The organism is Belnapia arida, assembly GCF_016773205.1.
Classification (GTDB): Bacteria; Pseudomonadota; Alphaproteobacteria; order Acetobacterales; family Acetobacteraceae; genus Belnapia; species Belnapia arida.
The window spans coordinates 237,020-253,110 of the sequence record NZ_JAETWB010000001.1; the positions used below are offsets into that span (position 1 = coordinate 237,020).

The following is a 16,091-nucleotide window of genomic DNA, read 5'->3' on the forward strand; positions in this document are numbered from 1 at the left end:
CAGGGGCCGCTCCGCGCGGTGAGCGCGGCCCGGCCTTCGTCGCGTCGGGCTTCGCAGGTGGCGTGCCAGCGCTGGGGAGGAGCGAAGCAGCCGGTCCTGCCGCCCACTGGGCAGTCTTTGCCGGGCAGGCGGCGGAGCTTGCCGCCGCGGCGGGCCTGGGGATTGGCCCGGCCTTCGCACCGAGGAGGCGCCGCTGGACCGGACCGCCATGGATCTCACTGCCCTCCCGCCGTCACCGACGGCGACGCCTGCCCCTCCCGCTGACGCTGCCGGCAAGCCGCCGGCACCGGGTAGCGGCGATTTCGCCGCACTGCTGCTGCGCGCAGGCCAGGACGTCGCTGAGCCCATCATGCCTGCGGCGCTGGCGCCGGCCGGTCTCCCGCCAGTGGTGGTCCCGGTCGTCACGCCTTCTCTGGCGCCGCCCGCGGCACCCGGCCTGCCGGACGCCGCACAATCAGGTACCGCGGCCGGCACCAATCCCGAGAAATGGGAAGAGTCCGGCGACGCGGAGGATGCGAGGGTGCCCGACCTGGCGTACATGCCGCCGGCGCTGATCGCAGGCGCCATGCCGCTGCCCGTCCCGCCGCCCGTGCCGGCGATGACCGGGCCTACGGCCTCGGCTTCCTTACCTGGGGCAAGCGCAGCCACGGCCGGCGTCACCGCGATGGCTAGCGCGGGGCGGCCCGTCATCGCCACCGGCACCATGCGCGAGGCTCCACCGCCGGCTGCCCCAGACGGGGACCATCCGGGGCAGCTCGAGGCGGCCGAACGCTTCAGTGGCGGGATGCCTGGCGCCCCCCAGCCGGAGCCCGGGGCGCTGTCGCGCCCGGTGCCGCAGTCCGGCCCCGCGCCCGGCCCCCGGCTCGCCGCCGCTCAACCGGCTGCGGCGCCATTCGCCGGAGTTGCCGCGCAGGCGAACCCTGCCTTGCCAGCCGATTCGCAGCCCGCGCAGCCGCCACTCCTGCAACCACTCCAGGCCGCTTCGCCGGACCGGGCGAAGCCGTCGCCCCCGCGCGACCGACCGATGGCCGTCGCCGCCGCCATCGGCCAGGCCGCGGCCCAGGAGCAGGTCCCCGCCGCCCCGGACCAGCCCGCGCCGCAGCCCGAGCGGATCGGGCTGGAGCCGGCCGCCATCCTCGCCACGCCGCATCGGGTCGTCGAGCCGGCGAGGACGCAACCCGCTCCGCCAGACCCGCTCCAGGCGGTGCCATCCGGGCTGAATCCAGCATCCACGGCCTTCGCATCCGCCGACGGCACCGCCTCGGTCGCGTCGGCCGGCACCGCGCCTGCTGCCCCTCCGCCGCCGCCGGCGCACCAGGTCGCGCAAGTGACGATCGCCCTTGCCCTCGGCCAGGACCGGGCGCCGCGGCTCACCGTGGCGCTGGAGCCGGAGAGCCTCGGCCGGGTCGAGATTCGCATCGAGCGTGGGGCAGATGGCGAAGCCGCCTCGGTCCGGGTTCTCGCCGAACGGCCGGAAACCCTGGCCCTGCTGCAACGCGACGCGCGGGAACTCGACCGCACCCTCGCCCAGGCGGGCGTCGTCGTGGCCAGCGGAGGGATGCAGTTCGGCCTGTCCAGCGGGCAGGGCGGCGCGCCGCAGGAACAGCGCCCGCAGCAGCAGGGCGGCGGGCAAGGACATGGCCAGGGAGCCACCAAGGGGGGAGGGCATGCGTCGCTCGCAGCGGCCGGCCCGGTCCAGACCACGCTCAACACCCTCTCCCTTCTCGATATCGCAGTCTGACGGAGCAGAACCGATGAGCGGCACCATCCAGGGCACCACCGGCGCGGGCGGAAGCGCCGCCGCTGCCGGCGGCAAGGCGAAGACCGGCCTTGCCGGCGACTTCAACACCTTCCTCACCCTGCTGACGACGCAACTGCAGAATCAGGACCCGACCAAGGCGATGGACACCAACGAGATGACGAACCAGCTCGTCTCCTTCGCCGGCGTCGAGCAGCAGATCGCCATGAACGCCAACCTGACCAGGCTCATCGGCTTGCAACAGGGCGCTCAGCTCACCGCCGCGGCGCCGCTGATCGGCGAGCGGGTGGAGGTAGAGAGCGACCGGCTCAGCCTACAAGACGGCAGCGCGACCCTCCGCCTGCCGACCGCCGGCCCGGTGCAGCAGGCGGTGATCCGCGTGCTGGATTCCGCCGGCCGCATCCTGCGCGAGGACACGGTGAAGCTCGGCAGCGCGGCGCAGGACTGGCGATGGGACGGCAGGACCAAGGCCGGCCAGCGCCTGCCGGACGGCGCCTATGGCTTCGCCGTCGCCGGGCTCGATGCGCAGGGCGCCGCGCAGACCGTCGCGGCGACGGTGGTCGGCACCGCGACGGCGGCGCGTCGCCCTTCGGGCGGCGACGTCCAGCTCCAGCTCGGCGCGGTTTCGGTCGGCTTCGACGCGATGCGCGGCATCGCCAACCCGTAGCCCTCAGCGGGGCGGTGGCGCCGCCGCAACCGGCTCTACCGCGGTGCTCGGCGGCGTGCTCATCGCATTGGCGACGACGGTGCGGACGCCCGGCGCCGCCTGCTCCGCCGCGGCATAGGCGATGTCGCCCCAGAGGCCGCGCAGCCGCCCGGTTGGCACCTCATTGAGCTGCACGACGCGGCCGAGCTCCTCACCGTCACGCCGGCTGACGATCCACTGGATCTCGACGCGCTGCTGTGCCGGCGAGGCACCTTGGACGATGACGACATCGCCCTCCAGCGCATAGGCTGCCCCATCCGCCACGTCCTGCACGACGAAACCCTCATTGCCGAGGAATTCGCGCATCCGGCCGGTGAGCGCCTGGTTGCCGTCGCCCGTCGCGCCCTTCACGCCCGCAAAGCGGATGCGCGGCGGCCCGGCGGCGATGGATTGCGGGTCGGTCGATTTCCGCGCCGCCTCCACCTGCAGCAGCAGCCGGGCCAGTTCGGGCACCGCCTGCGCCGAAACCTCGCTGAAAAGCTCCGGCGTCGGTTCGGCCCAGCGGGTGAGCGGCACGACCGTACCCCGGCTCGCCGCCTGGACCTTCCCATCGGCATCGATCAATCGGAAGCTCGGCAGCACCGCCTGGCCCTGGCGCTCGGCGGTGATGTCGACGCGCCAGTCGAGCGGCAGCGGCGCCGGCGTGGCGACGGCCGGGATGTCCTGCGCCTGCAGCGCTTCGGCCATCTTGTTGGCCAGGCCCTTCGCCCCAGCGTCGTTCAGCAACGCATCGGTCGGCGGCGGCACGGCGAGGCGGATGGCGAGCGGCACGGCCAGCCGCTGCGCCTCCGCCCCAGGCCGGCCGCGGAAGGGCTGCGGCAGGTCGCCGCAGGCGCCCAGCAGCACCGGGAGGATGAGCAGCAGCCTAGAGAAGCGCACAGGCCACCATGATGGTAAGCAGCGTGAGGACGAAGAACTGGACCATGTACGGCATGGCTCAGACCGCGGTGCCGATGGCCGAGAGCTGGTGCCCGATCGGCCCGCCCCCCGCCAGGGTGCGCCGGCGATGGCTGAAGAATGCTTGTTCGTTCGCCAGCGTGTCGGTGCCGGCCGTCTCCACCACCGCGACGCCCGCCGACCTGAGCCGGGCGGCGCAGTAGCCAGCGAGGTCGAATTGCCAGCGATCCTCCCGCCGGCCGGGGGCGAAGTGCCGCGCATCCTCCGGGTCTCGGGCCAGCACGGCCTCCCGAAGGTCGGGTCCGACCTCGTAGCTCGCCTGGCCGATGCAGGGGCCGACCGCGGCCAGCATCCGGGACCGCGTGGCGCCGAGCCCTTCCATGGCGCCGATCGTCGCCTCGATCACCCCACCCACCGCCCCGCGCCAGCCGGCATGGGCGGCGCCTATGACGCCCGCTGCCGGCTCGGCGAAGAGCACCGGCGCGCAATCCGCGGTAACGACGCCGAGCAGGACGCCCGGCCGCCGCGTCACCACGGCATCGGCGCGCGGCCCCTCGCCCTCGCGCCAGCCCCGCCCATCGACCTCGGCGACGGCGATGCCATGGACCTGCGTCAGCCCGTGCAGGGCGCTGGCCGGCAGGCCCAGCGCGTCGGCGGCGAGGCGACGGTTCTCCCGCACCCGCGCCGGGTCGTCCTGGCCCGAGAGCGAGCAGTTGAGCGCCGCCCAGGGCCCCTCCGACACGCCGCCGCGGCGGGTGAAGAAGCCGTGGCGCAGCCCGGTCGCCGCGGCGAGCGCGGGGGTGGTGAGGAATTCGGCGGAACTCATGCTGGCTCGAAGCCCGGAGGAATGGCGAGCCCCGGATGACACAGGCAGAGCGCCTTGAACAGCCGCCCCATCCCCTCCGGCGCCACCAGCCGCTCTGCCCCGGAGAGGATCAGCCCGGCTTGGTGCGGGTTGGACCGCGCCAGGATCGCCGCCCGGCTCATCAGCCCGAGCCGCTGGAGGAAGAGCCCCATCGGCAGCGGCCCATGCGTGGCGGCGCCTGCCTCCCGTGCCGCTGCGCCAAGGGCGGGAAAGCGGACATGGGCGGTGATGTCGACGCTGCCCGGCTCGGCCAGCGGATCGGCCCGGCCGTGCGCCGCCATGGCCTGGAGGCTGTCGCCGAAGCCCGGCCCGGCCGGGCCGTAATCGAGGATCAGGGCCGCGCCCCCCTGGGCCTGCAGCCGCACGGCGAGGTGGCGGGCGATGGCGAGGCCGGCCTCGGAAACCTCATGGATGGCGCCGTCCGGCGCCGCCTCGGGCAGGGCAGGGGCCGCCTCGGCCGGCTGCTCGACGAAGCCGCCATCGGCGACGAAGCGCTCGTGCCAGGTCCCCTCGCGCCGGACAAATTGCCGGATCGGCAGGGCATCGAAGAACTCGTTGGCGATGAGGATGGCCGGCCCCGCCGGCACCGCCTCCGCCCGCTCGTGCCAGGCCGCGCCCGGCAGCCGCGCCGCCTGGGCCGCCCGCAGCGCCGGCGATGTCTCGACGAGGTGGACCTCTGCCGCCGACCGGAAGGCGGGCATCACCTCCGCCACCGCCCGCAGCGCATCCGCCATCAGCGTCCCGCGCCCGGGGCCGAGTTCCACCAGCCGGACCGGTGCGGGCGCGCCCATCATCTGCCAGGTAACGGCCGCCCAGAGGCCGAGGCATTCGCCGAAGGCCTGCGAGATCTCCGGCGCCGTGGTGAAGTCGCCGGCGCGGCCGAAGGGGTCGCGCCCGGCGTAATAGGCCGAAGCGGCCCGCCCCATGAACCGGTCGAGGCGCTCCGGCGCGCTCAGGCCACCGCCTCCTGCCGCGGCTTCGCCCGCAGCATCAGCCAGGCGCCGACCAGGATCATCGGCACCGACAGCAACTGCCCCATCGTCGCCCCGGCGAAGAGGAAGCCGAGGAAGGCATCCGGCTGGCGGAAGAACTCGCCGATGAAGCGCGCCACGCCATAGCCGGCGAGGAAGGCCCCGGCGACGAAGCCGCGCCGCGCCCGGATCGCCGGTTGGTGCACCAGCACCTGCAGCAGGATGAAGAGCAGCACGCCCTCCATCCCCGCCTGGTAGAGCTGGCTGGGATGCCGCGGCTCCGGCCCGCCGGTCGGGAAGACCATGGCCCAGGGCACGTCCGTCACCCGCCCCCAGAGCTCGGCATTGATGAAATTCGCCAACCGGCCAAGGCAGATCCCGATCGGCACCACCGCCGTCACCCGGTCGGCGAAGCCCAGCATGTCGAGCCGCTCCTGCCGGCAGAACAGGACGATGGCGACGATCACCCCGAGCGCCCCGCCATGGAAGCTCATCCCTCCTTCCCAGACCTTGAGGATGTCGAGCGGGTTCGAAAGGTAATGTCCCGGCCGGTAGAACAGCACGTAGCCGAGCCGCCCGCCGATGATGATGCCAAGCGTCGTCCAAGTGACGAAGTCGTCGATCTGCTGCCGCGTCGCCACCTCGGGCTTCAGCGCCACCAGCCGCCGCGCCAGCCACCAGCCGCCGAGGATGCCGGCGATATAGGCCAGCGCGTACCAACGGATGGCGAGCGGCCCGACCTGCACCAGGACCGGGTCGATGATCGGGAAGGGGATGGCGAAGAGCATCACCGATACGGGTCCGGCTGGGTGAGGAAATCCTGCACGGTGCGGCGAACCCCTTCCTCGAGCGGCGTCATCTGCGCGTTGAAGCCCGCGGCGCGCAGCCGGTCCAGCGGCGCCTCGGTGAAATACTGGTACTTGCCGCGCAGGTCCGCCGGCATGTCGATGTAGCGGATATCCGGCGCGCGCCCGAGGGCCGCGAACATCGCTTCGATCAGCGCGCGGAAGCTCCGCGCCCGGCCGGAGCCGAGGTTGAAGAGGCCCGAGACACCCGGATTGTCCAGCAGCCAGAGCATCACCGCGACGCAGTCATCGACATGGACGAAGTCCCGTTGCTGCTCGCCATCGGCGATGCCCTCGCGGTCGGAGCGGAACAGCGTCGCCGCCTCGCCCCCGATCACTTGCTGGAACTTGTGGAAGAGGACGCTCGCCATCCGCCCCTTATGCGCCTCGTTCGGCCCATAGACGTTGAAGAAGCGCAGCCCCGCCCATTGCGGCGGCGCCGGACGGCTGCGGCGCAGCAGGTCGGCCACGCGCCGGTCGAAGGCCAGCTTCGACCAGCCATAGAGGTTGAGTGGGCGAAGCCGCGCCAGGGCCTCGGGTGAGGCATCGTCCTCGAAGCCGAGCGAGCCATCGCCATAGGTCGCGGCGGAGGAAGCGTAGATGAAGGGAATGCCCCGCTCGGCGCAAAGCTCCCAGAGCCGGAGGGAGAGGGTGAGGTTGGTCGCCGCCACGAGGTCGCCATCGGTGGCCGTCGTCGCGCTGATGGCGCCGAGATGCAGCACGGCCTTGAGCGGCAGCGCCGAGGCCAGGAAGCGCTCCAGCTCCTCCGGCGGCAGGATTCCGGCGATCGGGTGCTTCGCCAGGTTCCGCCATTTCTCGCCGGACCGCAGCCGGTCAACCACCATTACCTCCGCGCCGCGGTCACAGAGCGCGGCGACGAGGTTGGAGCCGATGAAACCGGCCCCGCCGGTGACGAGATACATCTCCGCGATCCCCAATGGCCGGCGCACCGCATGGCGGCACCGGGCGGCGGGGGGTATAGGCCGCGGCGACGCGGGCTGTGAAGGGGAACAGATCCATGGACGATACGGGTAGCGGCGGCCGGAAACGCGGCGGCTTGTTCGACGACCTCGCCGGGGTGGCGGGCGGCGCCTTCTCGGCGCTGGCCGGCGTGCGGGGCGAGGTGGAGGCTGCGGTGCGCAGCCAGGTGGACCAGATGGTCCAGCGGCTGGAGCTCGTGAAGCGCGAGGAACTGGATGCGGCGATGGAACTCGCCCGCCGCGCCCGCGAGGCGCAGGAGGCGCTGGAGGCCCGCGTAGCCGCCCTCGAGGCTCGGCTCGGCGAGGCCGCGGCGCCTGCCGGCGGCACCGCCTCGCCCGAGGCGATGCCCAATACCGAAACCCCGCCCAGCGCGCCGGGCGAGCCGCCGCCGATCAGCGGTACGATGAAGAATCCGCCCCCTATCGGCGGCGGCTGACGCCATTTCGAACTGGTCTCGCAACGCCTGCGCAACCGTCGGGCTTGCAGCCGCGTTTGGCGCCTGGGTATCCTAGCCCTGGTGGTCCCGCCCAGCCGATTCACCCAAGATGTCGGGTGGGCGGGAATGCCGCAGACCAGTGAGGAGGTGCGCGATGTCAGGCTTGCTGGCCCTCGAGCGCGAGCATGCGACCAACCCCCTCGATGTCCTCGAACAGATCGTCGCCGCCAACGAATGGGCCTTCGAGCGCCGTTCGGATGGCGAGATGGCGGCCGAGGCGCCGGGCAAGTGGTGTGATTACGGCCTCTATTTCTCCTGGTCGTCCGAGATCAGCGCCATGGGCTTCTCCTGCGCCTTCGACATGAAGGTGCCGCCGGAAGCCCGCGGCAAGCTCTTCGAGCTGCTGGCGCTGGCCAATGAGAAACTCTGGATCGGGCATTTCGGCATCGAGTCCGAGGAGGGGGTGCCGGTCTTCCGCCATTCCGTCCTGCTGCGTGGCGCCCCGGGCGCGAGCGCCGAGAGCCTGGAGGACATGGTCGACATCGCACTGACGGAGTGCGAGCGCTTCTTCCCGGCCTTCCAGTTCGTCCTCTGGGGCGGCAAGAGCCCGGCCGAGGCGCTCCAGGCCGCCATGCTGGACTGCGTCGGCGAGGCCTGACAGCCTCTCCCCCGGATTCGCCTGGGGGAGGGATGCCATGAGCGCCGAAGCGCTGCCCCCGCTGCTGCTGGTCGGCTGCGGGAAGATGGGTGGGGCCATGCTGGCCGGCTGGCTGGAGCGTGGCCTCACCGACGCCGTGGTGGTGGAGCCGCACGCACCCGCCGCCGCGCCCTTCGCCGGGCGGGTGCAGGTGGTGGACAGCCCTGCCGCCATCCCTGCCGGCTTCCGCCCCGGTGCCGTTGTGCTGGCGATCAAGCCGCAGGAGGCGGCGGCGACCCTGCCGGCCTTTGCTCCGCTCGCCGGGCCGGAGACGCTGTTCATCTCCATCATGGCCGGGCGCAGCACCGCCGGCATGCGGGGCCTGCTCGGCGAGGCGGTGTGCATCGTCCGCGCCATGCCGAACACCCCGGCGGCGGTGCGTCGTGGCTTCACCGTCGCCTTCCCCAGCCCCGGCGTCGATGCGAGGCAGCGGGCGCTGGCCGACCGGCTGCTTTCCGCCATCGGCGAGACCGCCTGGGTGGAGGAGGAGGGGCTGATCGATCCGGTCACCGCCGTCTCGGGCGGCGGCCCGGCCTATGTCTTCCTCCTGGCCGAGCTGATGGAGGCCGCTGCTATTGAGCAGGGCCTGCCGCCCGATCTGGCCCGACGGATGGCGCGCGCCACCGTCGCCGGCTCCGGCGCCCTGCTGGCGGCAAGCGCCGAGGACAGCGCGCAGCTCCGCCGCAACGTCACCAGCCCCAAGGGCACCACCGAGCGGGCGCTCGCCGTGCTTATGGCGGACGAGGCCTGGCCAGCGCTGATGTCCCGCGCCATCGCCGCCGCCACGGAGCGTTCACGGGAGCTGGCCGGTTGACCCCTATCCGAAGCAGCGCTCCATCCCCACACTCAGCCTCATGAGCGAGATGCAGGACATCGAGGCCCGGCTGGTCGCCGGCCTCTGGCAGGTGGTCGCCGCGCATGGCTGGGCGGGGCTGTCGATGCGGCGGGTCGCCGCCGCCTCCGGCGTCGCCCCGGCCGAGATCAGGCGCCGCTGCCCGACGCCGCACCACCTCCTGCTGCTGCATGGAAGGCTGGTAGATCAGGCGGTGCTGGAAGGCGTCGTGCCGGAGGCGCCGGACGACAACACCGCACGCGACCGGGTCTTCGACGTCATCATGCGGCGGATTGACACGCTTCAGCCGCATCGCGCCGGCATCCTCCGCTTCATCGAGGATCTGAAAACGGACCCGCTGCTGGCGCTCGCCCTGCTTGCCGCCCTGCCGGGCTCAATGGCCTGGATGCTGGAGGCGGCGGGGCTCGGCTCGGGCGGGATCGCCGGCCTTGCCCGGGCGCAGGGGCTGACCGCGGTCTGGCTGGCGACGCTCCGCGCCTGGGTGCGGGACGACACGGCCGATCTCGGCGCCACCATGGCGGCGCTCGACCGCGCGCTCGATCGAGCCGAACAGGTCGCTCGCGCGTTGCGGCTGGAGCCCGGTGACACGACGGCCGGGCCGGATGCCTCGATGCTTTGACCGGCCTTGGGGCCGGGCCTAGGCTTCCAGGCACAAAAAGATGGAGGAGGACCGCATGGCAGACCCGATGGGCTTCAAGCCGGAAACCGATATCATGCGCATGCTGACGGAGTTCCGTCTGCCCGGCATGCCGGACATGGAAGCGCTCGCCGCCGCGCAGCGCCGCAACCTCGAGGCGCTCTCCGCCGCAAACCGCATCGCGCTCGAGGGTGCCCAGGCGGTGGCCCGGCGGCATATGGAGATCCTTCAGTCCGCCATGTCGGAGATGACCGAGGCTGTGAAGGCCATCTCCAGCCAGGAGAGCCCCCAGGCCAAGGCCGCCCGCCAGACCGAGTTGCTGAAGAGCGCCTATGAGAAGGCCGTCGGCAACATGCGCGAGGTGGCCGACCTCATCCAGAAGTCGAACACCGAGGCACTGGCCCTGCTCAACACGCGCTTCACCGAGGCGATGGACGAGGTGAAGACGCTGGTCGCCAAGAAGGGCTGATCAGGCTCTGGTGGCCATGGCGATGGCGGGCGCCTGCCGCGCCGTCGCCAGCCGCCCTGCCGCCCCATAGGCGCCGGAGCCGCTGCGCGGCAGCGCCGCCCCGGCGATGGTCTCGATCACCCGGGACTGGATGGCGATGGCGCGTTCCAGCAGCCGCCGGTTCTCGTCGCCGAGCTGTTGCAGCCGGGCGGTGAGGTCGGAGGCGCTGATGCGTTGCACGCCCTCTGCCCGCACGCCGAGCTTGCGGGTGGTGGCGAAGGCGGCAGCGAAGGCATCAGCCGCCTGCATCTTGGCGGTGGCGAGGCCGGCTGCGCGTGGCAGGTCGAGTGCCGCCAATGCCTCGTTCTCGGCGCGCAGCGCCTCGGCCAGGCGCTGGCCGGCGGTGAGCAGGGCATCCATCATTGGGATTGATCCTCCGTCCGGGCGCCGGCGGCCTGCCAGCGCAGCATTTCCCTCAGCACCGCATCGCCGAGGCCGAGCCCATGGCCAGAGCGGCTGCAGGCCTTGGCCATCTCGTCGACGAGCATGGGCTGCCATTGCGCCTCCGCCGCGCCGCCGCCGAAGCGGCCCTTTGGCAAGGTGGCGAAGATCGACTGCAGCATTTGCCCGAGCGCCTGCGCCTCGAAGGCCTGGGCAGCGCGGCGGAGCGCCGGTGGCGCCAACTGCAACGAGACGGGGTTCATCAGCGCAGCTCCATCTCGGCCTGGAGGGCGCCGGCCGCCTTCACCGACTGCAGGATGGAGATCAGGTCGCGCGGCCCGACGCCGAGCGCGTTCAGCCCCCGCACCAGCTCCTGCAGCGAGACACCGCCCGACAGCAGCCCGACGCGGCGCTGCGCCTGGTCGTCCACCTCGATATTCGTGCGCGGCACCACCACCGTCTCGCCCCCGGCGAGGGGGTTGGGCTGCGCCACCTGCGGCGTCTCGGTGATGCGTATGGTGAGGTTCCCCTGGGCGATGGCGACCGTCGAGACCCGCACATTCGCCCCCATGACGATGGTGCCCGAAGCTTCCTCGATGACGACCCGCGCGACCTGGTCCGGCTCGACGCGAAGCTGCTCGATCTGGGCGAGGAAGCCGACCGGGTCCCGCCCGACCATGGCCAGCGCCACGGTGCGCGGGTCTGTCGCGACCGCCGAGGTGCTGCCGGTGGACTGGTTGATGGCGGCGGCGATGCGCCGGGCCGTCGTCATGTCTGGGTTGCGCAGCGAGAGGCGGATGTTCGGCCGCCCTGCGAGGCTGTAAGGAATCTCCCGCTCCACGATGGCGCCGGAAGCGATGCGCGCACTGGTCGGGACGCCGCGCTGGATGCTGCTGGCCGCCCCGCGCGCCGCGACCGCGCCGGTGGCGACGGCGCCCTGCGCCACCGCATAGACCTCGCCATCGGCACCGAGCAGCGGCGTCACCACCAGCGTGCCGCCCTGGAGGTTGGTTGCGTCGCCGAGCGCCGAGACGGAGATGTCGATCCGGCTGCCCGGCCGGGCGAAGGCCGGCAGGTTGGCCGTCACCATCACCGCGGCGACGTTGCGGGTGTCGAGCCGTGCCTCGTTGTCCCGCGTGTTGACGCCGAGCCGCTCCAGCATGCCGATCAGGGATTGCCGGGTGAAGATGGCCGTCCGCAGCCGGTCGCCCGTGCCCGGGAGGCCGACGACGAGGCCGTAGCCGACGAGCTGGTTGTCCCGCACCCCCTCGACATCGGCGATGTCCTTGATGCGGACGGATTGCGCCGCGGCCGGCCCGGCCAGGAGAAAGGCCAGCGCCAGTGCGGCACACACGATCTTCGCCGTTGCGAAAGCTTTTTTGGCCACGCTGCACCTTGTCGGTCACACCGCCCCCGGCATCGCAACAGCCATGCCAGGCGCTGCGGGGGTGAGGCCGGCAAGGCTTGCCGGGCAGGGGCTCGGCCTTGCCGGGCAATGGGCAAAAGGAGGTTCGGAATGCACGGGATCGGCAGGCTCGGCGGCATCGGCCAGGCCACACCGGCACGCGGCAGGGCCCGCAGCGGGGCGGGCGGCTTCCGTATCGAAGCGGGGGAAAGCGAGGCGGCGCGGGAGGCAGCGGCGACGGGCGGCATCGCACCGGCCGGGCTTGGCCTGCTCACCTTGCAGGAATACGGCGGCGCGGCGGAGCGCGACGAGGCGGCACAGCGCCGGGCCAGCGACATCCTTGCGGAACTGACTGCGCTGCAATGCGATATGCTCGGCGGTAGCCGGGCCGACCCCGCTCGGCTGCGGCGGTTGGTGGAGTCGGGTGAGGAGGGCGCCGACCCAGCGTTGCGGGAGGTGGTGCAAGGTGTCGTTCTGCGCGCCCAGGTGGAATTGCTGCGCCGCAGCCTGGATGACGCTATGGCCTTTGCGTGAAAACCGCGTTCTGCCAGCAATTTGCGGTATCGCAACCCCTTGGCTTTCGCCTGGACCCGCCTGTATGGTCCGGCCGCGTCAAGGGGCCGGGGCGGCGTGCCTGGGTCCCCAAGCGGAATGGGGCCGTCCAGACAATGCTGATCACCCTCCCGCCCGATTACCGTCCCACGGACGACGAAGAGTTCATGAGTTCACGGCAACAGGAGTATTTCCGCCAGAAGCTGCGGCGCTGGCGGCTCGACCTGTTGCGAGAGGCGGGGGATACGCTGGCGAGCCTCTCAGCTGGCGGCATCTCGGAGGCCGACCTCACCGACCGGGCCAGCGTCGAGACCGATCGTGCCCTTGAACTCCGCACGCGTGATCGCGCCCGCAAGCTGATCTCCAAGATCGACCAGGCGCTGGAGCGGATAGAGAACGGCACCTACGGCTATTGCGAGGAGACCGGGGAGCCGATCGGCCTCCGCCGCCTTGAGGCCCGGCCGATCGCGACGCTCTCCATCGAGGCGCAGGAGCGCCACGAGCGCATGGAGCGGGTCCACCGCGACGATTGAGGCGGGCGCCCAAGGGGCCGGAATTCATGGCGCGCGGATGTTGCGTGCCTGGATGATGCCACCCCATTTGGCGACCTCCCGGCTGAAATAGCCCGGCCATTCCGCTGGCCCTTCGGCGAGAATGGCGATGCCCGCGGCTTCCAGCCTCGCCGCCACCTCCGGCGCCCGCAGTGCCGCCGCGCTGGCCGAGGCGAGCACCCGGATGATGGGCTCCGGCGTTCCGGCTGGGGCAAGCATGGCGAAATCCGTCGAACTCTCGAAACCCGGCAGGCCCGCTTCGGCGATCGTCGGCACCTCCGGCGCCAGCGCCGCACGCCGAGCCGTCGAGGTGCCGATCGGCCGTGCCTGCCCGCTCGCCAGGAAGGGCAGGGCAGTGATGAGGTCGATGAAGGTCACCTGCGTCTCCCCCGCCAGCAGCGCCTGCGCTGCCGGCCCGCCGCCGCGATAGGGGACGTGCAGCATGGAGATGTCGGCCATCGCCATCAGCATCTCGGTCGCCAGATGGCTGGTGCCGCCGATGCCGGAGGTGCCGAAGCTGAACCCGCCCGGCCTCGCCCGCGCCAGAGCGAGGAACTCCCCAAGGTTTCGCGCCGGGACGGCAGGGTGCAGGCAGAGGATCTGCGGGCTGCTGGCGAGCAGCGAGATGCCGGTGAAGGCTGCCGCATTGTCGTAGGGCAGCGCCGACAGATGCGGCGCGATGGCATAGGTGCTGTTGGTGCCGACCAGAAGCGTCGCCCCGTCCGGCCGGGCGCGGGCGACGTAGTTGTGGCCGAGCGTCCCCGTCGCGCCCGGCCGGTTCTCGACGACGAAGGGCTGGCCGAGATCCATCGCCATCCGCTGCGCCAGGATGCGCGCCACGCCGTCGGAGGAGCCGCCTGCCGGCCAGGGATTGACGATGGTCACCAGCCGGTCGGGATAGGCGCCCTGCGCCCGGGCAACAGCCGGCAGCGCGAGGCCCGCGAGCAGCGTCCGGCGGCGCATCAGCCGAGCTCCAGCAGCAGGTTGAGCTGCGCATCGACCGAGACGCGCGTCCCCGGGCCGATGACGCAGGTGGATTCCCGCTCCTCCACCAAGGCCGGCCCGGCGAAACCCATGCCGGGGCGGAGGGCGTAGCGGTCATAGACCGGGCAGGGCAGGGCGCCGTGGCCCTCGAAGGTGACGGGCCGCTCGCCGCGCGGCACCGGCCGGTCGTCTGCCTGCGCAGCACCTTCCGGGGCGCGGATGCGGATGTCCTGTCCAGGCGCGGCGCAGGCCAGGCGCCAGGACAGCGCCTCGATCGGCTGGTCCTCCACCACCCGGCCGAAGCGGGTGCGGTAGCTGTCGAAGAAGGCGCGGCGGATGGCGGGCAGGTCAGCCTCGCCGAGCGAGATCACCGGCAGCGGCACGGCAATCTCGAAGCCCTGGCCGACATGGCGCATATCGGCGGTCGGAGTGAGGGCGATGGCGGCCGGGTCCGCCCCCGCCTCGGCGAGAAGGGCGCGGCCCTCCTCGGCCATCTCCGCGATGAGCCCGTTCACCACGGACCAGTCGAGCCGCTCCAGCCGGCCGACATGGCTGCGCACCATGTCGGTCGCGGGCGGGGCGACGAGGAAGCCGAGCGCCGAGGCGACGCCGGCGCCAAGCGGCACCAGCACCCGCCCAATTTTCAGCAGCCGCGCCAGGTTCCAGGCATGCACCGGCCCCGCGCCGCCGAAGGCGATCAGCGTATAGCCGCGCGGATCACGCCCCTTCTCGGCGAGGTGCATGCGCGTCGCCGCCGCCATGGTCTCGTCGACGATGCGCTGCACGCCGAGCGCCGCCTCGACCGGCGGCAGGCGAAGCGCCTCGGCCACGCCCTCGGCGAAGGCGCGACGCACGCGGTCCGGGTCGAGCGCCATCTCGCCGCCGAGGAAATAGCCTGGGTCGAGCCGTCCGAGCAGCAGGTCGGCATCGGTCACGCAGGGCTCGGTGCCGCCACGGCCGTAGCAGACGGGCCCCGGCACGGCGCCGGCGCTGCGCGGGCCGACCTTCATCAGCCCGGAGCCCTGCTCGATCCGGGCGATGGAGCCGCCGCCGGCGCCGATCTCAATCATGTCGACGACCGAGACCTTCAGCGGCAGGCCGCTGCCCTTGACGAAGCGGCGCACGCGGCCTGCCTCGAAGTCGAATTTATGGTCCGGCGCGCCATCCTCGACGAGGCACATCTTCGCCGTGGTGCCGCCCATGTCGTAGCTGACGACGCGGTCCAGCCCCGCGAGGCGTGCGAGGAAGGCGGCGGCCATGGCGCCGGCGGCGGGGCCGCTCTCGATCAGGCGGATGGGGAATTCCTTCGCCTCGCGCACCGCCGCGATGCCGCCGCCGGAGAGCATCACATAGAGGCGCCCGCCGAAGCCGATGCCCGTGAGGTCCGCTTCCAGCTTGTCGAGGTAGCGGCGCATGCGCGGCTGGACATAGGCATTGGCGCAGGCGGTGGACGTCCGCTCGTACTCGCGGATTTCGGGCGCGACCTCGGCGGAGAGGGTGAGCGCCAGGCGCGGATAGAGCTTGCGGACGATCTCGCCGGCGCGGCGCTCGTGCCGGGCGTCGCGGTAGCTGTGCAGGAAGCCGATGGCCAGCGCCTCGATCCGCCCGCCCTCGACCAGGTCGGTGACCTCGCGGGCCACGGCGATCTCGTCGAGCGGCAGCAGCTCCGTCCCCTCGGCATCGAGCCGGCCGGGGATCTCGCGGCGGAGGTGGCGCGGGACCAGCGTCGGCGGCGCCTCAAGGAAGAGATCGTAGAGGTCATAGCGGATCTCCCGCCCGATCTCGATGGCATCGCGGAAGCCCGCCGTGGCCAGCAGCCCGACCCGGGCGCCGGTGCGCTCGATGACGGTGTTCGTCACCAGCGTCGTGCCGTGGACGATGCTGGTGAGGTCGCGCGGGGCGAGCCCGGCTTCGCGCAGGATGCGCTGCGTGCCCTCGACGATGGCGCGCGACGGGTCGTCCGGCGTGGTCAGCAGCTTGCCGGTATGGACCGCGTCGCGCTGCGGGTCATGCAGGACGAGATCGGTGAAGGTGCCGCCGACATCGACGCCGAGCCGGGCCAT

19 protein-coding genes are annotated in these 16,091 nt (G+C 72.3%); 9 read left to right on the forward strand and 10 right to left on the reverse strand.

Annotated elements, in window-relative coordinates:
• Nucleotides 1–208: 208 nt before the first annotated feature.
• Together JMJ56_RS01300 and JMJ56_RS01305 are read left to right on the forward strand one after the other, a co-directional pair.
• The gene (locus tag JMJ56_RS01300; RefSeq protein ID WP_202829799.1) at nt 209–1,741 is read left to right on the forward strand and encodes a flagellar hook-length control protein FliK; all 1,533 of its coding nucleotides are present in this window, start codon (nt 209–211) and stop codon (nt 1,739–1,741) included.
• 13 nt (nt 1,742–1,754) lie between these two features.
• Nucleotides 1,755–2,426: a flagellar hook assembly protein FlgD gene (locus JMJ56_RS01305; protein WP_202829800.1), complete on the forward strand. Its 672-nt coding sequence runs from the start codon at nt 1,755–1,757 to the stop codon at nt 2,424–2,426.
• Nucleotides 2,427–2,429: 3 nt separating this feature from the next.
• Here the strand turns inward: JMJ56_RS01305 and JMJ56_RS01310 are convergent, their stop codons facing one another.
• Genes JMJ56_RS01310 through rfaD form a run of 5 tightly spaced genes read right to left on the reverse strand, consistent with a single transcriptional unit; the run spans nt 2,430 to nt 6,966 of the window.
• Nucleotides 2,430–3,344: a hypothetical protein gene (locus tag JMJ56_RS01310; protein ID WP_202829801.1), complete on the reverse strand. Its 915-nt coding sequence runs from the start codon at nt 3,342–3,344 to the stop codon at nt 2,430–2,432.
• Between the two features lie 58 nt (nt 3,345–3,402).
• Nucleotides 3,403–4,188 (reverse strand): peptidoglycan editing factor PgeF, encoded by a 786-nt coding sequence (gene pgeF, locus JMJ56_RS01315; RefSeq protein WP_202829802.1) that lies wholly within the window; start codon nt 4,186–4,188, stop codon nt 3,403–3,405.
• On the reverse strand, nt 4,185–5,153 hold the full coding sequence (locus JMJ56_RS01320; protein WP_202829803.1) for a class I SAM-dependent methyltransferase: 969 nt from the start codon (nt 5,151–5,153) through the stop codon (nt 4,185–4,187). The genes pgeF and JMJ56_RS01320 overlap by 4 nt, the downstream gene beginning before the upstream one ends.
• A 26-nt stretch (nt 5,154–5,179) precedes the next feature.
• The gene (gene lgt, locus JMJ56_RS01325; RefSeq protein WP_202830832.1) at nt 5,180–5,986 is read right to left on the reverse strand and encodes a prolipoprotein diacylglyceryl transferase; all 807 of its coding nucleotides are present in this window, start codon (nt 5,984–5,986) and stop codon (nt 5,180–5,182) included.
• Nucleotides 5,986–6,966 (reverse strand): ADP-glyceromanno-heptose 6-epimerase, encoded by a 981-nt coding sequence (rfaD, locus tag JMJ56_RS01330; RefSeq protein WP_202829804.1) that lies wholly within the window; start codon nt 6,964–6,966, stop codon nt 5,986–5,988. The genes lgt and rfaD overlap by 1 nt, the downstream gene beginning before the upstream one ends.
• Nucleotides 6,967–7,061: 95 nt before the next feature.
• Here rfaD and JMJ56_RS01335 point away from each other — a divergent pair, with 95 nt between their 5' ends.
• From JMJ56_RS01335 to JMJ56_RS01355, 5 genes are all read left to right on the forward strand, one after another.
• Nucleotides 7,062–7,460: an accessory factor UbiK family protein gene (locus JMJ56_RS01335; RefSeq protein ID WP_202829805.1), complete on the forward strand. Its 399-nt coding sequence runs from the start codon at nt 7,062–7,064 to the stop codon at nt 7,458–7,460.
• 154 nt (nt 7,461–7,614) lie between these two features.
• Nucleotides 7,615–8,118, forward strand: a complete 504-nt coding sequence (locus JMJ56_RS01340; RefSeq protein WP_202829806.1) for a type III secretion system chaperone family protein — start codon at nt 7,615–7,617, stop codon at nt 8,116–8,118.
• Between the two features lie 37 nt (nt 8,119–8,155).
• Nucleotides 8,156–8,971 carry a pyrroline-5-carboxylate reductase gene (gene proC, locus JMJ56_RS01345; protein ID WP_202829807.1) on the forward strand — a complete coding sequence of 272 codons (816 nt, stop codon included), beginning with the start codon at nt 8,156–8,158 and terminating at the stop codon, nt 8,969–8,971.
• Between the two features lie 49 nt (nt 8,972–9,020).
• The gene (locus JMJ56_RS01350) at nt 9,021–9,629 is read left to right on the forward strand and encodes a TetR family transcriptional regulator (RefSeq protein WP_236037374.1); all 609 of its coding nucleotides are present in this window, start codon (nt 9,021–9,023) and stop codon (nt 9,627–9,629) included.
• 55 nt (nt 9,630–9,684) lie between these two features.
• Nucleotides 9,685–10,116 (forward strand): phasin family protein, encoded by a 432-nt coding sequence (locus tag JMJ56_RS01355; protein ID WP_043362847.1) that lies wholly within the window; start codon nt 9,685–9,687, stop codon nt 10,114–10,116.
• On the opposite strand, the gene JMJ56_RS01360 is transcribed toward JMJ56_RS01355, so the two are convergent.
• From JMJ56_RS01360 to JMJ56_RS01370, 3 genes are read right to left on the reverse strand one after another with little or no spacing between them, the layout of a single operon-like run.
• The gene (locus tag JMJ56_RS01360; protein ID WP_202829809.1) at nt 10,117–10,518 is read right to left on the reverse strand and encodes a hypothetical protein; all 402 of its coding nucleotides are present in this window, start codon (nt 10,516–10,518) and stop codon (nt 10,117–10,119) included.
• Nucleotides 10,515–10,799: a rod-binding protein gene (locus JMJ56_RS01365; RefSeq protein WP_202829810.1), complete on the reverse strand. Its 285-nt coding sequence runs from the start codon at nt 10,797–10,799 to the stop codon at nt 10,515–10,517. Before JMJ56_RS01365 ends, JMJ56_RS01360 begins: the two co-directional genes overlap by 4 nt.
• A complete protein-coding gene (locus tag JMJ56_RS01370; RefSeq protein ID WP_456318778.1) occupies nt 10,799–11,893 on the reverse strand; it encodes a flagellar basal body P-ring protein FlgI in 1,095 nt (364 codons plus the stop codon). Before JMJ56_RS01370 ends, JMJ56_RS01365 begins: the two co-directional genes overlap by 1 nt.
• 159 nt (nt 11,894–12,052) lie before the next feature.
• Here JMJ56_RS01370 and JMJ56_RS01375 point away from each other — a divergent pair, with 159 nt between their 5' ends.
• Both JMJ56_RS01375 and dksA read left to right on the forward strand, forming a co-directional pair.
• Nucleotides 12,053–12,475: a flagellar assembly protein FliX gene (locus JMJ56_RS01375; RefSeq protein ID WP_202829812.1), complete on the forward strand. Its 423-nt coding sequence runs from the start codon at nt 12,053–12,055 to the stop codon at nt 12,473–12,475.
• 134 nt (nt 12,476–12,609) lie between these two features.
• Nucleotides 12,610–13,026 carry an RNA polymerase-binding protein DksA gene (gene dksA, locus JMJ56_RS01380; protein ID WP_043362853.1) on the forward strand — a complete coding sequence of 139 codons (417 nt, stop codon included), beginning with the start codon at nt 12,610–12,612 and terminating at the stop codon, nt 13,024–13,026.
• 24 nt (nt 13,027–13,050) lie between these two features.
• Here dksA and JMJ56_RS01385 read toward each other — a convergent pair whose 3' ends face one another.
• Both JMJ56_RS01385 and JMJ56_RS01390 read right to left on the reverse strand, forming a co-directional pair.
• A complete protein-coding gene (locus JMJ56_RS01385) occupies nt 13,051–14,007 on the reverse strand; it encodes a Bug family tripartite tricarboxylate transporter substrate binding protein (protein ID WP_202829813.1) in 957 nt (318 codons plus the stop codon).
• On the reverse strand, nt 14,007–16,091 hold the full coding sequence (locus tag JMJ56_RS01390; protein ID WP_202829814.1) for a hydantoinase/oxoprolinase family protein: 2,085 nt from the start codon (nt 16,089–16,091) through the stop codon (nt 14,007–14,009). Before JMJ56_RS01390 ends, JMJ56_RS01385 begins: the two co-directional genes overlap by 1 nt.

Bases quoted from the DNA above. Each gene is read 5' to 3' on its own strand.
- JMJ56_RS01340 (WP_202829806.1), top strand. From the start codon at position 7,615: ATGTCAGGCTTGCTGGCCCTCGAGCGCGAGCATGCGACCAACCCCCTC.
- JMJ56_RS01350 (WP_236037374.1), top strand. From the start codon at position 9,021: ATGCAGGACATCGAGGCCCGGCTGGTCGCCGGCCTCTGGCAGGTGGTC.
- JMJ56_RS01300 (WP_202829799.1), top strand. From the start codon at position 209: ATGGATCTCACTGCCCTCCCGCCGTCACCGACGGCGACGCCTGCCCCT.
- proC (WP_202829807.1), top strand. From the start codon at position 8,156: ATGAGCGCCGAAGCGCTGCCCCCGCTGCTGCTGGTCGGCTGCGGGAAG.
- JMJ56_RS01390 (WP_202829814.1), bottom strand. From the start codon at position 16,091: ATGGCCCGGCTCGGCGTCGATGTCGGCGGCACCTTCACCGATCTCGTC.
- rfaD (WP_202829804.1), bottom strand. From the start codon at position 6,966: ATGTATCTCGTCACCGGCGGGGCCGGTTTCATCGGCTCCAACCTCGTC.
- JMJ56_RS01305 (WP_202829800.1), top strand. From the start codon at position 1,755: ATGAGCGGCACCATCCAGGGCACCACCGGCGCGGGCGGAAGCGCCGCC.
- JMJ56_RS01320 (WP_202829803.1), bottom strand. From the start codon at position 5,153: ATGGGGCGGGCCGCTTCGGCCTATTACGCCGGGCGCGACCCCTTCGGC.
- JMJ56_RS01385 (WP_202829813.1), bottom strand. From the start codon at position 14,007: ATGCGCCGCCGGACGCTGCTCGCGGGCCTCGCGCTGCCGGCTGTTGCC.
- pgeF (WP_202829802.1), bottom strand. From the start codon at position 4,188: ATGAGTTCCGCCGAATTCCTCACCACCCCCGCGCTCGCCGCGGCGACC.
- lgt (WP_202830832.1), bottom strand. From the start codon at position 5,986: ATGCTCTTCGCCATCCCCTTCCCGATCATCGACCCGGTCCTGGTGCAG.
- JMJ56_RS01375 (WP_202829812.1), top strand. From the start codon at position 12,053: ATGCACGGGATCGGCAGGCTCGGCGGCATCGGCCAGGCCACACCGGCA.
- dksA (WP_043362853.1), top strand. From the start codon at position 12,610: ATGCTGATCACCCTCCCGCCCGATTACCGTCCCACGGACGACGAAGAG.
- JMJ56_RS01355 (WP_043362847.1), top strand. From the start codon at position 9,685: ATGGCAGACCCGATGGGCTTCAAGCCGGAAACCGATATCATGCGCATG.
- JMJ56_RS01365 (WP_202829810.1), bottom strand. From the start codon at position 10,799: ATGAACCCCGTCTCGTTGCAGTTGGCGCCACCGGCGCTCCGCCGCGCT.
- JMJ56_RS01335 (WP_202829805.1), top strand. From the start codon at position 7,062: ATGGACGATACGGGTAGCGGCGGCCGGAAACGCGGCGGCTTGTTCGAC.
- JMJ56_RS01360 (WP_202829809.1), bottom strand. From the start codon at position 10,518: ATGATGGATGCCCTGCTCACCGCCGGCCAGCGCCTGGCCGAGGCGCTG.